Source organism: Peribacillus deserti (assembly GCF_002863585.1).
Taxonomy (GTDB): domain Bacteria; phylum Bacillota; class Bacilli; order Bacillales; family DSM-1321; genus Paraperibacillus; species Paraperibacillus deserti_A.
In genome coordinates, this window is sequence record NZ_PGUY01000043.1 from 1 (window position 1) to 17,209 (window position 17,209).

Below are 17,209 nucleotides of genomic sequence, written 5' to 3' on the forward strand. Positions count from 1 at the left end.
TCGGGTCTCTGCCTGCCTTTTCACTTTTTTCTTTACGATTGTGTACTTCATCATTGACGCTTACAATCAGTTTATTGGAGGCAGGCACCGCTGTCGGCTTTTCTTTTTAATTTGCTGCAAAATCAATAAATAAACAGAAAAAAGGCTGCAAAGTTATTACAGCCGACCAAAAATTAGCAGGGTATAAAAGCCGTGAACTTAAGGAAATCTATGAAGGAATTTTTTCTTTATGATTACCTACTTTTTTAATAAGAAGGGTTGTGCTTTTATGCCGCTTTCGTACGAACATCAGGTTTCCCTGTTAACAGATATATTAAATAATCATCAAACCGACTGCTGCGGATCTGTAGCAGAATGCGAACAGCTGGAAAGACTCATTAAATCTCTTATGGTTAACACCCAAATTGATGCCGGCGTAAAGACCGTATTGGAAGAAGTTTACCGCTACAGCCAGGGCGGCAGGAATTCATCCGATTTAGACAGCCATATTCTGTCGCATCAGAACCAGCTGGCACAATGGGTAGAGGATATTGGGCAGTTATCTTAATTCTTAATGATGACTTTCAGCGATTCCAGCCCATAGTTGCTCTCTTCCACCCGGTTTTTATCCATGTGCCACTGAATCGAGATGATGGTCTGGCATATCACATACCATTTCATTCTAAGCTGTAGTTCTTTCGTAAGCTCTATTCCGTATAAATGGAGCCAGTCGGCCCATTCTTGTTTCGGGATATATGAGTACAGCAGGACTCCTAGATCAATGGCTGGATCTGCAATCATGGCTCCGTCCCAATCTATAAGATATAGTTCATTGGATTGGGAAAGCAGCCAGTTATTATGATTCACATCGGAATGGCAGACAACCCATTCCTCGCATTTTATATGTTCCAGCTCTTTTTCTAAAAATGCAAGAGACTGCTGTATTACGGGCTTAGAGGCCAGGCTGTTATCAAGCCCGGCTAGAAGCTGTTCTAATAGAGCCTCAGGTTTCAAAGGCGTTTTACCCATTCGTTTCAGCATATTTAAAAGCGGGCGGGATTGGTGAATTTTCCATAATAGTTGAGCCACATTCTCTTGATTCATTTCATCCGATTTAAGTTCTCTGCTGTTCAGCCATTCCTGGGCAATAATGACATCCCCATTTTCAAGCCTCTTTGTCCAAACCAGCTTAGGAACAATACCTTCTGCTGAAAGGACGGCTAGGAATGGGGAAGAATTTCTCTTCAAAAAGAGTTTCTGGTCATTATTCTTTGCTATGAAGGCTTCTCCTGTAGCTCCCCCAGCTGGGGATATCTCCCAATCCCGGCCTAATAAATAATCCAAATGGTTCACCTTCAATGTTTGCGGATTAACAGGGATGTTCACGCACCCCGGTGTTTAATCTTACATGATTTTAAATTCTATATAACCCATTGGCAATTATTCTAAAGTAAACCCTGAAAAAACAGGATATGTAATACAAAAAAGACAGCTAGTCGCTTTGGGTTCTGAAAGCGACAGAATAGCCATCTTATAAATTTTAGTTGATAACAGGTTTTCCCGTCAAGAGGAGGAAGGATTTTCTTCTTGAACCCACACGTTTGCACTTAGTCCGGCCACTTTGAAACTTGAGTGTTCAGTGGACCTAATGCACTCAAGTCCGGCCTTGGACCCGTCACACAGCTGCTTCCAGCCGCCTGATATTCCTGTATCGAGCACGATTTCTTTTTCTGAGCTGCCGTTATAAAAAATAATGGCTATGTTTACCCACGGACCATATTGCGCCACTCCTTTTAAAAGATAGGCCGCTGTATGCTCATCATGGTAAACCAGCTTTAGGTGTCTTTTAATTAATTCGGCCTCATTGAATCGGAAAGCTGCATGCTCTTTTCTTATTTTAATGAGACCCTGTACATATTCTACATTTGAGTTATATAAACTTTTGCGTCCCCAGTCAAGCCAATTGATTTGATCTGGAGAATTATAGCTGTTTTCTATATTTTGTTTGGTCCGATAGAATTCCTGGCCGCTGTGCAGGAACGGGATGCCCTGTGATAAAAGAACAATGGACGTGCCAAGCCGATGCCTGCTTTTCCGGACTTCTTCCGTATCATCCGGGCTGCATAGCGACAGCTTATCCCAAAGAGTATGGTTGTCATGGGATTCAATATAATTTATGGTTTGGTAGGGCTGCTGAAATAAACCAGGGACTTGCGGCTGCAAACTGATGCTTCCCGTTATCACCTGTTTTACAGCATCCATTTTTTGTGTGCTGCCAAGAATAAACCCCCGATCAAATAAATTGAAGGTGCTTCCTTTAATCGTGTCTCTGAACCAATCATTAAAATGGGCTATCCTCGGCAATTTATGGGCGTTCTTAAGGATCGCTTTCTGTTCTTGGGGCAGCGGAGTATTCAAGTCCCATCCTTCACCCAAAATGATGCAGCTCCTGTCGGCGGCATCCGCAGTTTTCCTCACCTCATTCATCGTATCTATATCTAAAATCCCCATAAGGTCAAATCGGAATCCGTTTACATGGTATTCACTTAACCAATACTTCACGGAATCCAGTATATATTTTCTTGCCATCCGTCTTTCCGAGGCAAAATCATTTCCTACACCTGTACCATTCGAGGGTATTCCAAATTGATCATGTCTAAAATAGTAGCCGGGAACAATTTTCTCAAACTGAGAGCTTTCCCGTTCATAGACATGATTATAAACGACATCCAAGATTACCCGGATGTTTCTCCGTTGAAGAGAGGCTATTAAATTCTTAAGCTCCAGGATCCGGGAATATGGATTTTCCGGATGGACAGAGTAGCTGCCTTCAGGCGCATTAAAGTGAAGCGGGTTATAGCCCCAATTATATTCTTTAAGGGGGTCTGTCTCATTAACGCCCTCAAAGTCATTGACCGGCTGCAGTTCCACATGGGTGATTCCCAAAGCCTGAAGGTAGTCAAGCCCCGTAGAGCTGCCGTCAGAGGATTTCGTTCCCTCTTCCACAAATCCACCGTACTTCCCTTTCAATGTGATTCCGCTTTCAGGATGAATGGAAAAATCACGAATATGCGCTTCATAAATTATGGCATCTGTCGGAGACGAAAATTCAGGGAGAATCGGGTAGTCCATTTTCGTTTTAGCCAAATCGATGATCACACCGCTTTTTCCATTAAGAGAAACAGACTCCGCATAAGGATCTGCCGCTTCCGTCCAATTCTTATTCACACATAATTGGTATATATAATGAAGGCCTTCCAAGTTGCCTTCTACTTCTGCGGACCAGACGCCATTTTCTCCCCTTGAACAAGTATGGACCGCCAATAATCCACCGGCAGGCAGAGATAATTTGACTTTTACTTCTGAGGCTGTTGGTGCCCATAACTTAAATAATGTTTTTTCCCTGCTGTAAGATATGCCCAAGTCGCCGCTGTAATAAAATAAATCGTCAAACTCTTTAGTCCTTATGACCGCGCCTATCTGTAAATCTGTTTGAATTCCATTCCCATCTTTAATGACGTAGGATTGTTCAAAGCGGATCGCCTCTGTTGTTTCACATATATATTTTTTATATTCCGGCAGCGGGATACTCTCTTTGATTGTAAGTTCAGACAGCAGATCTTTACTTTTGATAAAAAAGGAGTCAGCCTCTCCATTGTTGCATGTGTAGGGCAAAAGGATCGTAATGATGTCTAATGTGTCCAAATAAGCTAGAAATGGCCGGCTCAAATCCTCCATTGCTTCCCTCCTTATAATTTTCGGGGCAGGATGTTTAGTTTTCCTTTAAGGACTGTTATCTTGGCATGAGAATTCCCTGCTGCTTCTCCATCTGTCTGTATCGCCGTTTCCTGGCTGGAAGATATAGTGGCTTCGCTAAATGAAAGGCTTTCTACATTTTTTATTCCTAAATGCCCGCCCCAATATACGGTTATAAAAACCAAAAGCAGCTTAAGAGGCGAAATGTTATGTACTATTATCATATTTAATAACCCATCATCAGGAACCGCTTTTGGGGCAATTTTTATCCCCCCTCCAAAGAAAGGCTGGTTGGCAGCTACCACGAACCATACCTTAGAATAGCTGCTGGTTACACCATCTATGTTTACAAGGATATCCGGCCGCCTGTACGAAAACAGCATTCGTAAGAAAAAAAGGATATAAATCAGTTTTCCCAGTTTCACAGTATTAAAATACTTCTTCCAAATCGACCGATTAACCATATTGGAAACTTCTGCGTCAAGGCCCATTCCTAAAGAATTTACAAATAACACTTTTTTTTCGCCGATGGAGCTTTCCCCAAGGTCAATCAATGAGGGTTCCCGTTTTTCGTCAAGAAGAACACTGACAAGTTCGCTGATGTTCTTAGGACTGTTAAATCCCCTTGAGAAATCGTTCGCAGACCCGGCAGAAATATTTGTGATAATTGCATGCGGAAAATCCGCTGCCCCGTTGATGATCTCGTGCAGTGTCCCGTCTCCCCCAATAGAAACAATAACTATAGTATGGCTCTCGGAGGAGAGAATGTGCCGAGTGATTTCCGCAGCATGACCCGGACACTCTGTAAAGCGGGCTTGAAAAGGAAGATTTTGTCTATATAGAACTCTTTCTAAGTTTCTCCATAACTTCAGGCTTCCCCCATTTTGTGCTTTAGGGTTGATGATGAAGTATATTGGAAGCTGCCTGCCTTTATTCTCTATTCTCTCCTTTACTTCCATCTTCAATCTCCTTATCCCATTCCAATCTATGACTATATGTGGTCTGGCAGTAATCTAATAAAGCCTGCGCAGCCTTTAGCTGATTATGTTTAAGCGGCGAGGATGTGCTTCTCATTCGTTCCAGCCAAGACTGATGTATTTTTTTATCCACAAACATCGTATCGTGAGGTGCAGAAGGGTAATCAATATACCCATTTCTGGAGATGATTGCCTTTTTCACTGGCAATTCGATTCCGAGTGAAGAATAAATTTTCGTAACTACTGCAGCCGTCCGATTTACAGACAAGAGCGGATTTAACACTTTTTTGTCCCCGTATACATGATGCCGTTTTACCCAAAAACGCTCCTTTGATCCAATGAAGGCAGCATTTTCTTCGCCTTCTAAAATAGTAATGCACCATGTTTCAGTCGGTGAGAGTATAATAATCTCCAATTCGATCGGTGCATTTTTTACAAGAAAAATAGGTTTATATAATATAAGAAAGTTATCAGGAAACCTCTGTAGAAAAAACTTAAGCTTTTCATCGAAAAAATACACTTGGTCGATATACGATTTTTCCCGAATCGTGGAGCTGACCCATTTCAGCTGAAACCGGAAAACCTGATTGAGAAAGGAACGCTTTAATTCTTCTACTGTTTCGGGCTTGGATGACAGAGCAAACGATAGATCAAGAGGTTCCTCATTGGTGCTCACCTCTGTTGATTCTAAAGTTTCTGTGAACGTTTCCTGCCGTTTAAATATTTTTTTCATTTTGGTGAAGACAGTATCCTTTTCAAGTGCTATATATTCTTCTTCCTTTACTGCCGATTCAGCTAATGTTTCCAGCTCTCCGGCTAGGAAGGCCGCCTTCACTTTAGTCCACTGCTGTTTTTTTAATCTGACGAATTGAGCAGGATATCTGTAAATATCCTGCTCATATCTTGAAATATAATCCTGAAGCTTTATAAGCTGGCCCATTGTAATACCCTGCCTCCTTTCTTTCTTTTATTCCATTGTATGAAAAGTAAAGTCCTCTATAGTCTCGTAACTCGGACTCATCCCCATATTTGTTTTATACAACGTGAATTGATCTGCCGTAAATGTATAATCTCCAGGCAGCCTTAATGATGCAGCGTTGAAGCTATTTTCTCCTGTATATCTCCTGGCTGTAGTAATATGCGGCTTAAACGGCTTTTTGTCCAATCGAAACCCCGACTCCTCGCATGCCCGGTATACATCTCTCTGAAGGCTGTACAATTTTTTGCTGTGATCGATTCCTGCCCATAATATCCTTGGAGAGGAAGGAGGTCCGAAAATACCCATTTCGGTCAGCCTCAAGGAAAAGCGTGGATGCTCAGTGGATATCCGCCTCATTTTTTGTATGGAGTTCTCCAATTTTTCTTCTTCAATTTTCCCGAGAAAGGCTAATGTTATATGAAAATCCTCTGGATGCACCCATTTTTTAAAAGACATCTTATCCTTTAGCTCCGACATTTTTTCCTGCAGGTGATCTTTCGCTTCCTTAGGCAATTTTAAGGCATAAAAATAGTTTGAATGCGTCATATATATCTTCCTATCTTTTCTTAATTTTGGCAATGTAACTCACAGAGAAATTCCGGGAATGTTTCTTCTAAAGTAATGTACCCCATTTTCTGCTTATTTTTTCTAATTAGATATAAAAACTATTACGATAAGAAGCCTTGTGAAGTAAAATCTGGTGTGTTATATTAATGGTATAACCGACTGACCAAATTAATCATTTGGTCATTTAGTTTTCTGAAGGTGTTCTCTCTGAGTCATCCTTCTTTTTTTAATCCAATAATGACTAAATGAACTATATAGTCACTCATACAACTCATAAATAACGAAAGGAGAATTTCTGTGAAGGTTCTAACATCATTGAAAGGTGAATTTTTAAATATCTTTAAAACCAGAAAGCTTCTTGTGGCAATCATCGGAATTATGTTTATTCCCTTAATCTATTCCGGGGCTTACCTGTGGGCCTTCTGGGATCCTTATGGACATGTAGATAAGCTTCCTGTTGCTGTTGTAAATAATGACACGGGAGATACCTATAACGGCAAAGACCTCACAATTGGGGCAGATCTTGTTGATAAATTAAAGAAGGAGAAAAAGTTTGATTGGCATTTTGTTGACGCGAAGCAGGCAAAAAGAGGTCTGCAGAATCAGGATTATTATATGGAGATTGAGATACCAGCGGAATTTTCCAAAAACGCAGCCAGTCTCCAAAGTGATGAGCCAAAGAATCTGGAGCTTTTATACACGCCTAATGAAGGTGCGAATTATTTGACTTCAAAAATCGGGGATTCAGCAATAGAACAAATTAAGGAGGAAGTAGCGGCTGCTGTAACTAAAACCTATACAGAATCCATGTTTGCAAACATTAAGGATGTCTCAAAGGGGCTTCAGGATGCAAGCGATGGTGCTGGTGACCTTCATAATGGAATTGAATCTGCAGAAAATGGGGCTGGCCAGATTGATCAAGGAATGAGCTCGGCAAAAAAAGGTGCAGATGATTTAAAAAATGGCATCAGCACCGCGCTTAAAGGCTCCACACAGCTAAATAGCGGAATAAAAAGCGTGAAGTCAGGCACTGAATCCGTAGCGGCTAATTTGAAAACAGTTGCTGAAAAGTCCATTGTATTCACAGAAGGGCTTCAAAAAGCGGCTGCTGGGACTGATGATCTTGAAAATGGCCTCCAAAGATTAAATGGAGGCTATGGTCAGATGAAAACAGGCCAGGATAAGCTTTTAGATGGAGCCAAAAAAGTGGAGTCAGGTACGAATGCTATTGGATCAGGAGCGCAGGAACTAGCTTCAAAGACGGCGATCCTGAAAAAAGGTGCCGAACAGACAAGGGCTGGTTCGGCACAAGTATCAAGCGGACTCAGCCAGCTTGCTGCCCAAATAGACACGATGGCACAGCAAAGCACAAGCCCAGCAGAAAAGGCAAAGCTCGACCAATTAAAAGTAAAGGTACAGGAGCTGAGCCAGGGCAGCAAAAAAGTAGACGAGGGATTAGGCGGTCTGGGAGATGGAGCAGAAGCGATCAATAATGGTGCAGCTGCCCTTTCTGACGCTGCAAGCCACGCTGCTGCCGGGCAGAACGGTGTCGTCCAGGGCTTGACTTCCTTTGGTGAGAAATTGGATGAAGCTCACGCAGGAGGGGTAAAGCTTGAAAAAGGCAGCCGCGATCTTTCTTCAGGATTGAATGAGCTTGCGACAGGCTCTAAACAGCTTGGAGAAGCGACAAACACATTAGCAGCCGGTTCAAATCAATTATCATCAGGACTTGGTGATTTATCAGGCGGCTCAGAAAGCCTTGTTAACGGTATGACGAAACTTTCCGGCGGTTCAATGACCTTATTAAACGGGATCGATCAGTTAAATGGAGGTACCGGAGATTTAGTGAATGGGATGAAAAAACTATCTTCTGGTTCCGAAAAGCTGCAGAATAAACTCCAGGATGGAGCGGATGACACCGGTGATCTAAAGGCTAATGACCAGGTGTATGAAATGTTCGCGAAGCCGGTACAAGTAAAGGAAACCCATCTGAACCGCGTACCAAACTACGGAACAGGCTTTGCACCTTATTTCCTTCCACTGAGTTTATTTGTTGGTTCATTGGTCGTATCTATTATTTTCCCTCTCCGCAAGCCGGCTGTTATGCCGAAAAGCGGTCTTGGATGGTTTGCCGGAAAACTTGGCGTAATACTAGTGATTGGTATGGTGCAGGCTCTGCTTGCTGACTCTGTCCTTCTTGGCCTGCTTGGTCTTGAAGTGAAGAGCATTCCATTGTTTATTGTATTGAGTATATTTACGAGCTGGACTTTCCTTGCTATTGTCCAGTTCCTGGTCACAGCACTTGATAATCCGGGACGTTTCATAGCCATTTTAATTCTAGTTGCACAGCTTGTCAGCAGTGCAGGAACATATCCAATTGAACTTGTACCGGACATTCTGCAAAGCGCTGCAGCATTCCTGCCCATGACATATACGGTTGCGGCCTTCAGGTCGATTATCTCAACAGGGGATTTTAGTTTCATGTGGCATAACACAGCTATTCTTGGTGTATTCTTTTTAGGAGCCATTTCTTGTACACTGATTTACTTCACAATCAGTTTTAACAAGGGGAATAGCTTGAAAGAGCAGCACGCATAAAGTAAAAAAGGATGACTGAGCGAGAAGCTCGGGGTCATCCTTTTTTATTTGGGCTCTTTTCTTGAAGATTGTTTTTTTATAAGTTCTGTGGAACTTTACCCTATTGTTAAACAGGTTGATTGGAACGTAAGGTGCGAGACTCCTTAATCCAGCTACAAGGCTTTAGACCCTCGAGTCATAAGCCATTCCGTCTATGGGGAGAAAAGCACTCCCCACAGCCGGCTCGTCTTATGCTTGGCTAACGCACGAAGCACAGGATGTGCGAGCCAGGCGTGGCCACAGGACGTGGCGTTCGAGCGTGGTAAGTGCGACTAGGCTTCTGTCTTCACTGTCGTTCGCCAATCAGCAAGTCTTCTTTATCGGGTCTCTGCCTGCCAAATTGTTTAGAATTTTATATCAATTGGGATTATCACTGAGCGTTTAATATTTATATGTTGGGCAGGCACCGCTTTCCGCTTTTCTGTGCGGGAGTAGCGGGACAGGTGAGACCACAGGCGAAGCCGAGGAGGCTCAGCGCCCGCCCCGCGGAAAGCGAGCAACCTCACGTTCCAATCAACCCCCTTGTTCAATAACAGCAAAGTATGCGGAAACATCCTTTAGTTACCATTTTACTATCCTTACTTCGCCAATTCATAGATGGCTTTCGCGTAGATAACTGCCGCCTTAAGCATGTCGTCAATTTCAATGTATTCATCAAACTGATGCGCTCGTTCTTCTTTCCCAGGGAAAAGAGGGCCAAAGGCTACGCCTTGTGTTAATGACCTGGCATAAGTACCTCCCCCAATTGCCAAAAGCTTTGCTTCTTCCCCGGTCTCCTCTTCATATACTTTCTTTAGAGTTTGAATAAGGAAGCTGCTTTCCTCCACATGATGTGCAGCGTTGTGACTAATGGTTTTTGATTGAAAACCGTGTCCTTTTCCCGCAGCTTCTAGAAGGTTCTTTCCTTTTTCATACTCATAAGTCACAGGATATCGGAGATTTAGGCCTATTTTCCCGCCCTTTTCTTTTGTATATTTCATGGTACCAACATTAATTGTCAAATCACCCGTAATTTCGTCTGAAAAATCCAGTCCAAGCTTACGGCCGCGGGAATCACCAAAAAAGTGATCGTGAATGAACATAAAATAATCCTTCGCCTGTTTAGGAAGGTCTTTTCCTCCCAAGAAAGCAGAGAGAAATAATCCGGCATTCACTCCGTTTTCCGGCTCAGCTCCATGTGCAGATAGCCCTTCAATTTCTAATACAAGGCTGTCTGCCCCTTCTTCTGCCTTTCCTTTTAGTTCGTGCTTCTGAAGAAACGTACTAAATTGTTCTTTAAATCCTTTTATATCCTGTACCTGTACTTTAGCCACCGCATAATCCGGAACCATATTCAGGCGTCTTCCTGAAGAGAACTCCAGTACATCTAAAGCTGAATCCTCCTCCGGCTTCTGCAGCTCCTGAGTTAGGTGAAGGTCCCAGATTCCTTTTTCCGCATAGATGATAGGAAAGTCAGCATCCGGGGCAAACCCCAGCACAGGCATTTCTTCCTTTTCAAAATAACGCTCCACACATCTCCATTGTGTTTCTTCATCTGTCCCCAGAATCATTCTTACCCGCTTCTTTAATGGCAGATCAAGCTCTTTGATCATCTTCATTGCATAATAAGCTGTCATGGTCGGGCCTTTATCATCTATGGCTCCTCGTGCATACATTTTGCCGTCGCGGATTTCCGCAGCATAAGGGTCTGATGTCCAGCCGTCTCCTTCCGGCACCACATCAAGATGGCAGAGAATCCCTACAATTTCTTCGCCCTCACCCATTTCAATATGTGCAGCGTAATTATCGATATTCTTAACAGTGAATCCGTCTTTTTCGCCCAGGTCCAGCATGAATTCAAGGGCCTCTTGGATTCCCTTTCCGAAGGGTGCCTCAGGGGTTCCCTCTTCGTCTTCTTCAAGAACACTCCTTATGGCTAAGAGCCTCTGTGTGTCGGCAATTAATTGTTCTTTCCTTTCATCGACTTCTTGCCGCCATTCTATTCGTTTCATCGTACCACCTCATTTGAAATTATTCCTGTTACAAGCGATCCTGTTTCCTGGATGTTCAGTCTGTTTGTCGTATGTAAATAACAGCTGGCAGGCTATATGTAGAGTATACCATTTTATTCCTACCCTAACCTTGTCCCGCGGCCTGTTAGTTCATTCCTAAAGGAATCCTTTATTACCGCAGCACCTAATCCCGGTACAGCGATAAAAATTTTTCCAAGAAATCATTTTACTAGAATATTTTACAAGGTTTAATACGTATAATTTAGTGATAAAGATTATAAAGTTAATATTTTGTTAATTTCTCTTTTCCATATAGAAACTATTGTTTTATTTCGTTACAATAAAATTGTAGTACAAATGAACAGCTGGGAAAGAGAGGGGTATCAGGTCTCTGTATAAGTCATGTAAAAAAGAACCATATTATTTATGATTCATGTAAAGGTCAGCCTTTTGGAATAATAATAAGGAGTGGTTAAAATTGAAAGCTTCAACAAATCGAATGTTAACACGTATCAAATCCATGTATGTATTCATAAGGAAGAATGGTACAGTCACGACACAAGACCTTGTAGAAGAGTTCGGCATCACTCCCAGGACTATTCAAAGAGATTTGAATGTACTAGCTTATAATGAATTGATACAAAGTCCCAGCAGAGGCCTATGGACTACAACAGCCAAGAAAGTTAAACTAACCTCATAACCCCCTACTTATTAACTCCATATTAACTTGCAGCAAAAGCAGTGTGCCCACACTGCTTTTGTTTATGGTTTAAGACATGAAAAAAGAGACCTACTTGTTAGAAAGGTCCCTTTTCCTGTTACTTACCCTCTAAGCTGTTCCAGTTCTTCCTCCGTAAGCTCCCTGTACTGACCCAGCTCCAGCTCCTCGTCCAGCGGCAGCGGCCCCATGGAGATTCGCTTTAAGTAAACGACTCTCTTGCCTACTGCACCAAACATTCTTTTCACCTGATGGTATTTGCCTTCAGTAATGGTAACCTCCACATCACTCATTAACCCTGACTTCAAAATAACCAGGTCTCCCGGCTTCGTCTGATAGCCATCCTCAAGGAGGACACCCGCACGGAAGGCTTCAATATCCTCTTCAGTGACCTCTCCTTCAATCACAGCAAAATACGTTTTAGGCACGTGTTTCTTTGGGGATAAAAGCTGGTGTGCAAGCTGGCCATCATTCGTTAGCAGCAAAAACCCCTCTGTATCTTTATCCAGCCGTCCTACTGGGAATGGCTCAAAAACAGCATCCTCCGGTTCCAGCAAATCGATCACCGTGCCCTGCGCGGCATCCTCGGTTGCCGATAGCAGTCCCGGCGGTTTGTTCATCATTAAGTAAATAAACTCTCGATATTCCACCCGGTCGCCATAGACGGTTATCACATCATCGCTGGGATTCACATGCTGTTTTGGATCTTTCACAGATTCCTCATTCACTTTTACAGATCCGCTTTTTAGAAGCTTCTTTACTTCTGTCCGGCTGCCATAGCCCATATTCGAAAGCAGTTTATCTATCCTCATATCGTACATTCCTTTCACGGTGGAGTTTTTGAATAAAAGCTTTTTTTATTATTTCGATGTTTGAGGCCGTTCTGCTTCCCAGGGCAATTAAAAAGTCCGGCCATTTTTAGCTATACGCAGAAAGAATACCATTTACATCATCAACTGTTTTAAAAGCATCGAATTGTCTCTCAGTCTATATGGTTTCTTGCAAGAAAAAACAGGTTTTATCGATTGGTTTGAAGTTTATTCTTATGTTTCCTGAAGTTTATGCTTATGTTTCCTGAGATTTATGCTTAGGTTTTGAAGTAATATGCTTACGTCTAAGTGATTTATGCTTAAGTGCTTCTGGCCTATGCTTATCTTAGTGGAGATATGCTTATCCTCAGTGAGTTATGCTGGTAACATACAGGTATGCTTATCTTTCAGGCAGGTTTGTTATTCCTAGATGATCGGCTTAAGGCAGATAAAAGGCCATCCATTAGATGACCTTTCATTGATTACCCTCTTAATCCTAACTTTTGCTTCAGTCTGTCAATTCTTGCCCCAAGTAATTTTTGTGCCAGTTTCGTTTTTAAGGAAAGCAGGAAGTACACGACTGCCCCTATTCCTGCACATAACGCTATTACAATCAAAGACTGAATTCTTGATTCGGTATTCATGAATACATCCAGTACGCTATGTACAAGGATGACGGATACAGCCATGAATAATGTCAGAACGGCCATAAGAACCGTCCTTCTTATGACAAGTGAGTAGCGGTATCCTGTAAAATAATAAATTACATATAGATTTATTAAGCTAGCTGCCAAATAGCCGATGCTTGTTGCATATATTGATCCTTTTGTTTCAAACAGATGGATAAGCGGAATGTTTAAGCTCAGCTTCAGCAATATCCCAATCATTAGGCTTAAGATGGTAAATCTCTGCTGGTTTATTCCCTGCAGGACAGCCGCGCTGATTGAAAATAAAGCAAACAGGATAGCAGCAGGTGCGTAAGTCTGAAGAACCTCTATTCCTAACTTGTCATAACCGTAAAAGGCGGAATACACAGGCTTAGCAAGCAAGGACATACCGACTACTGCAGGGAAAGTCAGGAACAGGAGAATCTGAATCGCCTGATTTAAATGGTTAGTAAACGCATTATATTTATTTTCAACAAATGCCTTCGTTATATTCGGCACAAGGCTCAGTGAGAAACCGGTAGCCAGTGTCATTGGTATAATAACGAGCTTTTGAGCCGAAACATTCAGGATCCCTATGGCGTGTCCCGATTCTTCACGCATCCCGATATCTGTCATCGCTCTTGTGAAAGTCAGGGAATCGATCCATTGAAATAAAGGCATGGCAATCCCTACAAACACAAAAGGAACCGCATATATAATGATTTCTTTATAGGTGTCTTTCAATGAGATATTGAGTGTACCCTTATCCTCTTCTAACAATTTATCAAGGGAGGGCTTTCTCTTAATCCAATACCAGATCAAAACGGCCAGACTTCCAATGGCGCCGATAAAGGCAGCGAAAGTGGCAATACTGATCGCGGTTACCAGGCTTCCGTCCATGACTTTGAGGACAAAAAATGCTCCCCCAAGCAGCACGACAATCCGAACCAGCTGTTCCACGACCTGGGAAACAGCTGTCGGTCCCATCGATTCATGCCCCTGGAAAAATCCTCTGATCAGACTCATAAAGGGAATGAGAATAAGGGCGAAGCTCACAGCACGGATAACTGTGGTTACATCTCCAACTGTAAAATCAGGGGAATCACTTACTTTTGCAAAGACCGGAGCAAGCAGATACAGCAGGATAAAGGCAAGTATCCCCGTAGCCATCATGACTTTAAGGCCGGATCTAAACAGCTTCCTTCCTACTTCATATTCCCCGAGAGCGTTATATTTTGCTATAAACTTAGAAACAGCCAGGGGCACCCCTGCTGTGGCAATACTTATAAAAATGGTATAAGGCACATATGCATATTGGTATAATTGAAATCCCTTTTCCCCAACGATTGCGTCAAACGGAACAACATAAAGCAGGCCCAGTACTTTTGATAAGACCATGCCTATAGTAAGGACAAAAGTCCCTCTTACAAGCTTAGATGACATAAAATCCCTTCCTATGCAGGTACAAATTAAACACGCTCTTAATCATATCACAAAACCTTTAACAAGCTTTATTAAGAACTGTCTATTATTTAAAATAAATTACTCTAGTAAGTGTACTCCCAGTATCCAAGGTTTACAATCAGAGAAAATATTCCAGCAGTAAAACCAACTAGGAACTTCTGGATAATCCTCGACAAAAGGAGTTTTAGTGGATTAAAGCATTATGGCAAAGGGTGACTTTAACCTTACTGGTTTAACTCACTGAGGTGTAGGTCTAAGCGGGTCATCGCCGATTTTTGCTAAGTTTTAAACGTGTATGTCCTGCTTCTATACAAGGCTTTGCATTGCACTATCGGCCCTTTAAATTATTCATTCCTTCTTTTTTTCTTATACCAATACCAAACTCCTGCAGCTATCAGAACTACCGGGACCAGGACAGGAGATCCCCCTATCAAAAATACTAACAGGCCGGAAATCACCGAGATTAATCCTTGCAGCGTATGGACAAAGCTTTGCTTGCTCCGTTCCCAGGTATTGAGTTCTTTCGAATCTATATCCGGTATAATCACTTTATCTTCTCTTATATGAAGAGTCACTGTACTCATTTGGCTATTTTTATCGAGGAATTGCATGCGCCCTTTTATGTTCTCTATTTCTTCTTGTACCGTCCCCAAATCCCGTGATATTTGGAGCAGCTCCTCCGTCTTTTTCGCTTCTTTCATAAATGCATACAAACGCGCCTCCACTGCCTGCTTTGCTTTTAATCTTGAAGAGAGATCGACATATTCCTCCGTAACATCATTTCCCTGGATATTCTGGCTTGTCACTTGAACTCCCTTCAGAGATTGGAGCCTTCGGAGAAATTCCTGAAATGACGGCTGAGGGACCCTGAGTGTGAAGGTACCTTCCTGGTTGTTTCCTTCCGTGTTAAATACCTCCTGGTTAATCATCTGTCCCTTTACGTTTTGAATTTCCTTTTCGATCAATGTCTGGCTGTCTTTGAAGTCTTTTACCTCCAGGTCGACCTGTGCCTGATAAATCATTTTCCGCTGTGTTTCTGCGGGTTTGCCTCCGTCTTCCACGGTACTGATATTTTCCTTGCTTTTATCCATAGCTGAATCGCTTTTGGACGATTTCATGCTTGAGTCACCCGAATTTGATTCTTCTTTTGAATGGGAGCAGGCAGCCAGGGCAAAAGCTAAAAAAAAGACCGCAAACCAGGTGAGCAGATGATTCACTCTTTTCATAAGAAATCCCCCTTTTTGGTATAGACGTAAGCTCTATGTAAAATGTTGCTTATATTCTCAAAAGTTTTTAATCAACAGGATATGCTTTATAATTAAGTCACTCTTTGATTAAACTGAAATATATAATCAAGCTTACCGAGTAAAAAAAGTCAGGGTGATATAGATGGAATTTGATGTAATAGTAGTAGGGGGCGGCCCCTCGGGTTTAATGTCTGCCATAGCTGCAGGCGAAAAGGGCGCAAAGGTCCTCTTGATTGATAAAGGGCAGAAGCTTGGCAGGAAACTGGCAATTTCCGGCGGCGGAAGATGCAATGTAACGAACCGCCTTCCAGTAGATGAAATCGTAAAGCATATTCCCGGAAATGGACGTTTCTTATATAGTGCTTTTTCCGAATTCAGCAATGAAGATATTATCAAGTTTTTTGAAAACCTTGGAATTACCTTGAAAGAGGAAGACCACGGCCGGATGTTTCCAGTGACAGATAAGGCTCAAAATGTGGTAGACGCCCTTATAACAAAATTAAAAGAGTTAAAAGTGACCATATATACGAACTCTCCTGTTAAAGATGTATTGTACGAAGAAGGAAAAGTGATAGGTGTCGTGTTAAAAGAGGGACAGAAAATTTCCGCGAAAGCAGCCGTCCTTGCAGTAGGCGGCAAGTCTGTTCCCCATACGGGTTCCACCGGGGATGGTTATGCCTGGGCAAAAAAAGCCGGCCATACCATTACGGATTTGTTCCCAACTGAAGTTCCTGTAACCTCGGGTGAACCTTTCATTAAGGATAAAACACTGCAGGGATTATCGCTGCAGGATATTGAGCTAAGTGTGCTAAATCCAAAAGGAAAACCGATTATTACCCACAAAATGGATATGATCTTTACGCATTTTGGGATTTCCGGTCCAGCCGTGCTCCGTTGCAGCCAATTTGTAGTCAAAGCAATGAAGAAGTGGAATCTCAATACAGTTACTATGAAATTAGACGCTTTACCAGAACAAAATAAGGAAGAGATCTTCCAGTCTCTCCTCCAATTACTTAAAGAAGAACCTAAGAAGGCAGTGAAAAATACATTCAAGGGTTTGCTGCCTGAAAGATATCTGCATTTCCTGCTTGAGAGAGCCGGAATTGACCTGCAGGCTCCCGGCTCAACTGTGTCCCATGAAAAGCTCCGCGCCTTTGCCCATGTCTGCAAAGAGTTTAACTTTCAAGTGAACGGCACTTTATCCATTGAGAAAGCTTTCGTAACCGGAGGCGGAGTGTCAGTGAAGGAAATCCATCCAAAAGAAATGGCTTCTAAATTTATGGACGGGCTGTATTTCTGCGGCGAGATTTTAGATATTCACGGCTATACCGGCGGCTATAATATAACCTCTGCCCTAGTGACAGGACGGTTAGCAGGATTAAATGCCGCCCTCTATAGCAGGCAGATAAAAATGAACGGAAAGAAGGCTGAATAAAAT

At 42.4% G+C, this 17,209-nt stretch carries 13 protein-coding genes; 4 read left to right on the plus strand and 9 right to left on the minus strand.

Annotated features, from left to right (window positions below):
- The first annotated feature begins 268 nt into the window (after positions 1-268).
- A complete protein-coding gene (locus CUU66_RS13715; protein WP_101643131.1) occupies positions 269-547 on the plus strand; it encodes a YtzH-like family protein in 279 nt (92 codons plus the stop codon).
- Here CUU66_RS13715 and CUU66_RS13720 read toward each other — a convergent pair.
- From CUU66_RS13720 to thpR, 5 genes are all read right to left on the minus strand, one after another.
- Complete coding sequence (locus tag CUU66_RS13720; protein ID WP_101643132.1) at positions 544-1,323, minus strand: phosphotransferase family protein; 780 nt, start codon at positions 1,321-1,323, stop codon at positions 544-546. The genes CUU66_RS13715 and CUU66_RS13720 overlap by 4 nt on opposite strands.
- Positions 1,324-1,542: 219 nt before the next feature.
- Positions 1,543-3,717 carry a type I pullulanase gene (pulA, locus tag CUU66_RS13725; RefSeq protein ID WP_101643133.1) on the minus strand — a complete coding sequence of 725 codons (2,175 nt, stop codon included), beginning with the start codon at positions 3,715-3,717 and terminating at the stop codon, positions 1,543-1,545.
- Positions 3,718-3,728: 11 nt separating this feature from the next.
- The gene (locus CUU66_RS13730) at positions 3,729-4,694 is read right to left on the minus strand and encodes a diacylglycerol/lipid kinase family protein (protein WP_101643134.1); all 966 of its coding nucleotides are present in this window, start codon (positions 4,692-4,694) and stop codon (positions 3,729-3,731) included.
- The gene (locus CUU66_RS13735; RefSeq protein ID WP_101643136.1) at positions 4,666-5,652 is read right to left on the minus strand and encodes an NERD domain-containing protein; all 987 of its coding nucleotides are present in this window, start codon (positions 5,650-5,652) and stop codon (positions 4,666-4,668) included. The genes CUU66_RS13730 and CUU66_RS13735 overlap by 29 nt, the downstream gene beginning before the upstream one ends.
- A 27-nt stretch (positions 5,653-5,679) precedes the next feature.
- The gene (thpR, locus tag CUU66_RS13740) at positions 5,680-6,237 is read right to left on the minus strand and encodes an RNA 2',3'-cyclic phosphodiesterase (RefSeq protein ID WP_101643138.1); all 558 of its coding nucleotides are present in this window, start codon (positions 6,235-6,237) and stop codon (positions 5,680-5,682) included.
- 318 nt (positions 6,238-6,555) lie between these two features.
- Here thpR and CUU66_RS13745 point away from each other — a divergent pair, with 318 nt between their 5' ends.
- On the plus strand, positions 6,556-8,856 hold the full coding sequence (locus CUU66_RS13745) for a YhgE/Pip family protein (protein WP_257967997.1): 2,301 nt from the start codon (positions 6,556-6,558) through the stop codon (positions 8,854-8,856).
- 617 nt (positions 8,857-9,473) lie between these two features.
- Here CUU66_RS13745 and pepV read toward each other — a convergent pair.
- Positions 9,474-10,886, minus strand: a complete 1,413-nt coding sequence (gene pepV / locus CUU66_RS13750; RefSeq protein ID WP_101643141.1) for a dipeptidase PepV — start codon at positions 10,884-10,886, stop codon at positions 9,474-9,476.
- 478 nt (positions 10,887-11,364) lie between these two features.
- Between pepV and CUU66_RS13755 the strand changes: the two genes are divergently transcribed.
- On the plus strand, positions 11,365-11,586 hold the full coding sequence (locus CUU66_RS13755; protein WP_101643144.1) for a DeoR family transcriptional regulator: 222 nt from the start codon (positions 11,365-11,367) through the stop codon (positions 11,584-11,586).
- Positions 11,587-11,708: 122 nt separating this feature from the next.
- On the opposite strand, the gene CUU66_RS13760 is transcribed toward CUU66_RS13755, so the two are convergent.
- From CUU66_RS13760 to CUU66_RS13770, 3 genes are all read right to left on the minus strand, one after another.
- Entirely contained in the window at positions 11,709-12,416 is a 708-nt protein-coding gene (locus CUU66_RS13760; protein ID WP_101643146.1) for a pseudouridine synthase, read from the minus strand.
- Between the two features lie 479 nt (positions 12,417-12,895).
- Positions 12,896-14,503, minus strand: coding sequence for a putative polysaccharide biosynthesis protein (locus tag CUU66_RS13765; RefSeq protein ID WP_101643151.1), 1,608 nt, complete (start codon positions 14,501-14,503; stop codon positions 12,896-12,898).
- 365 nt (positions 14,504-14,868) lie between these two features.
- A complete protein-coding gene (locus CUU66_RS13770; RefSeq protein WP_101643154.1) occupies positions 14,869-15,750 on the minus strand; it encodes a DUF4349 domain-containing protein in 882 nt (293 codons plus the stop codon).
- 163 nt (positions 15,751-15,913) lie between these two features.
- On the opposite strand from CUU66_RS13770, the gene CUU66_RS13775 reads away from it, so the two are divergent.
- Positions 15,914-17,206 carry an NAD(P)/FAD-dependent oxidoreductase gene (locus CUU66_RS13775; protein ID WP_101643155.1) on the plus strand — a complete coding sequence of 431 codons (1,293 nt, stop codon included), beginning with the start codon at positions 15,914-15,916 and terminating at the stop codon, positions 17,204-17,206.
- Positions 17,207-17,209 lie beyond the last annotated feature (3 nt).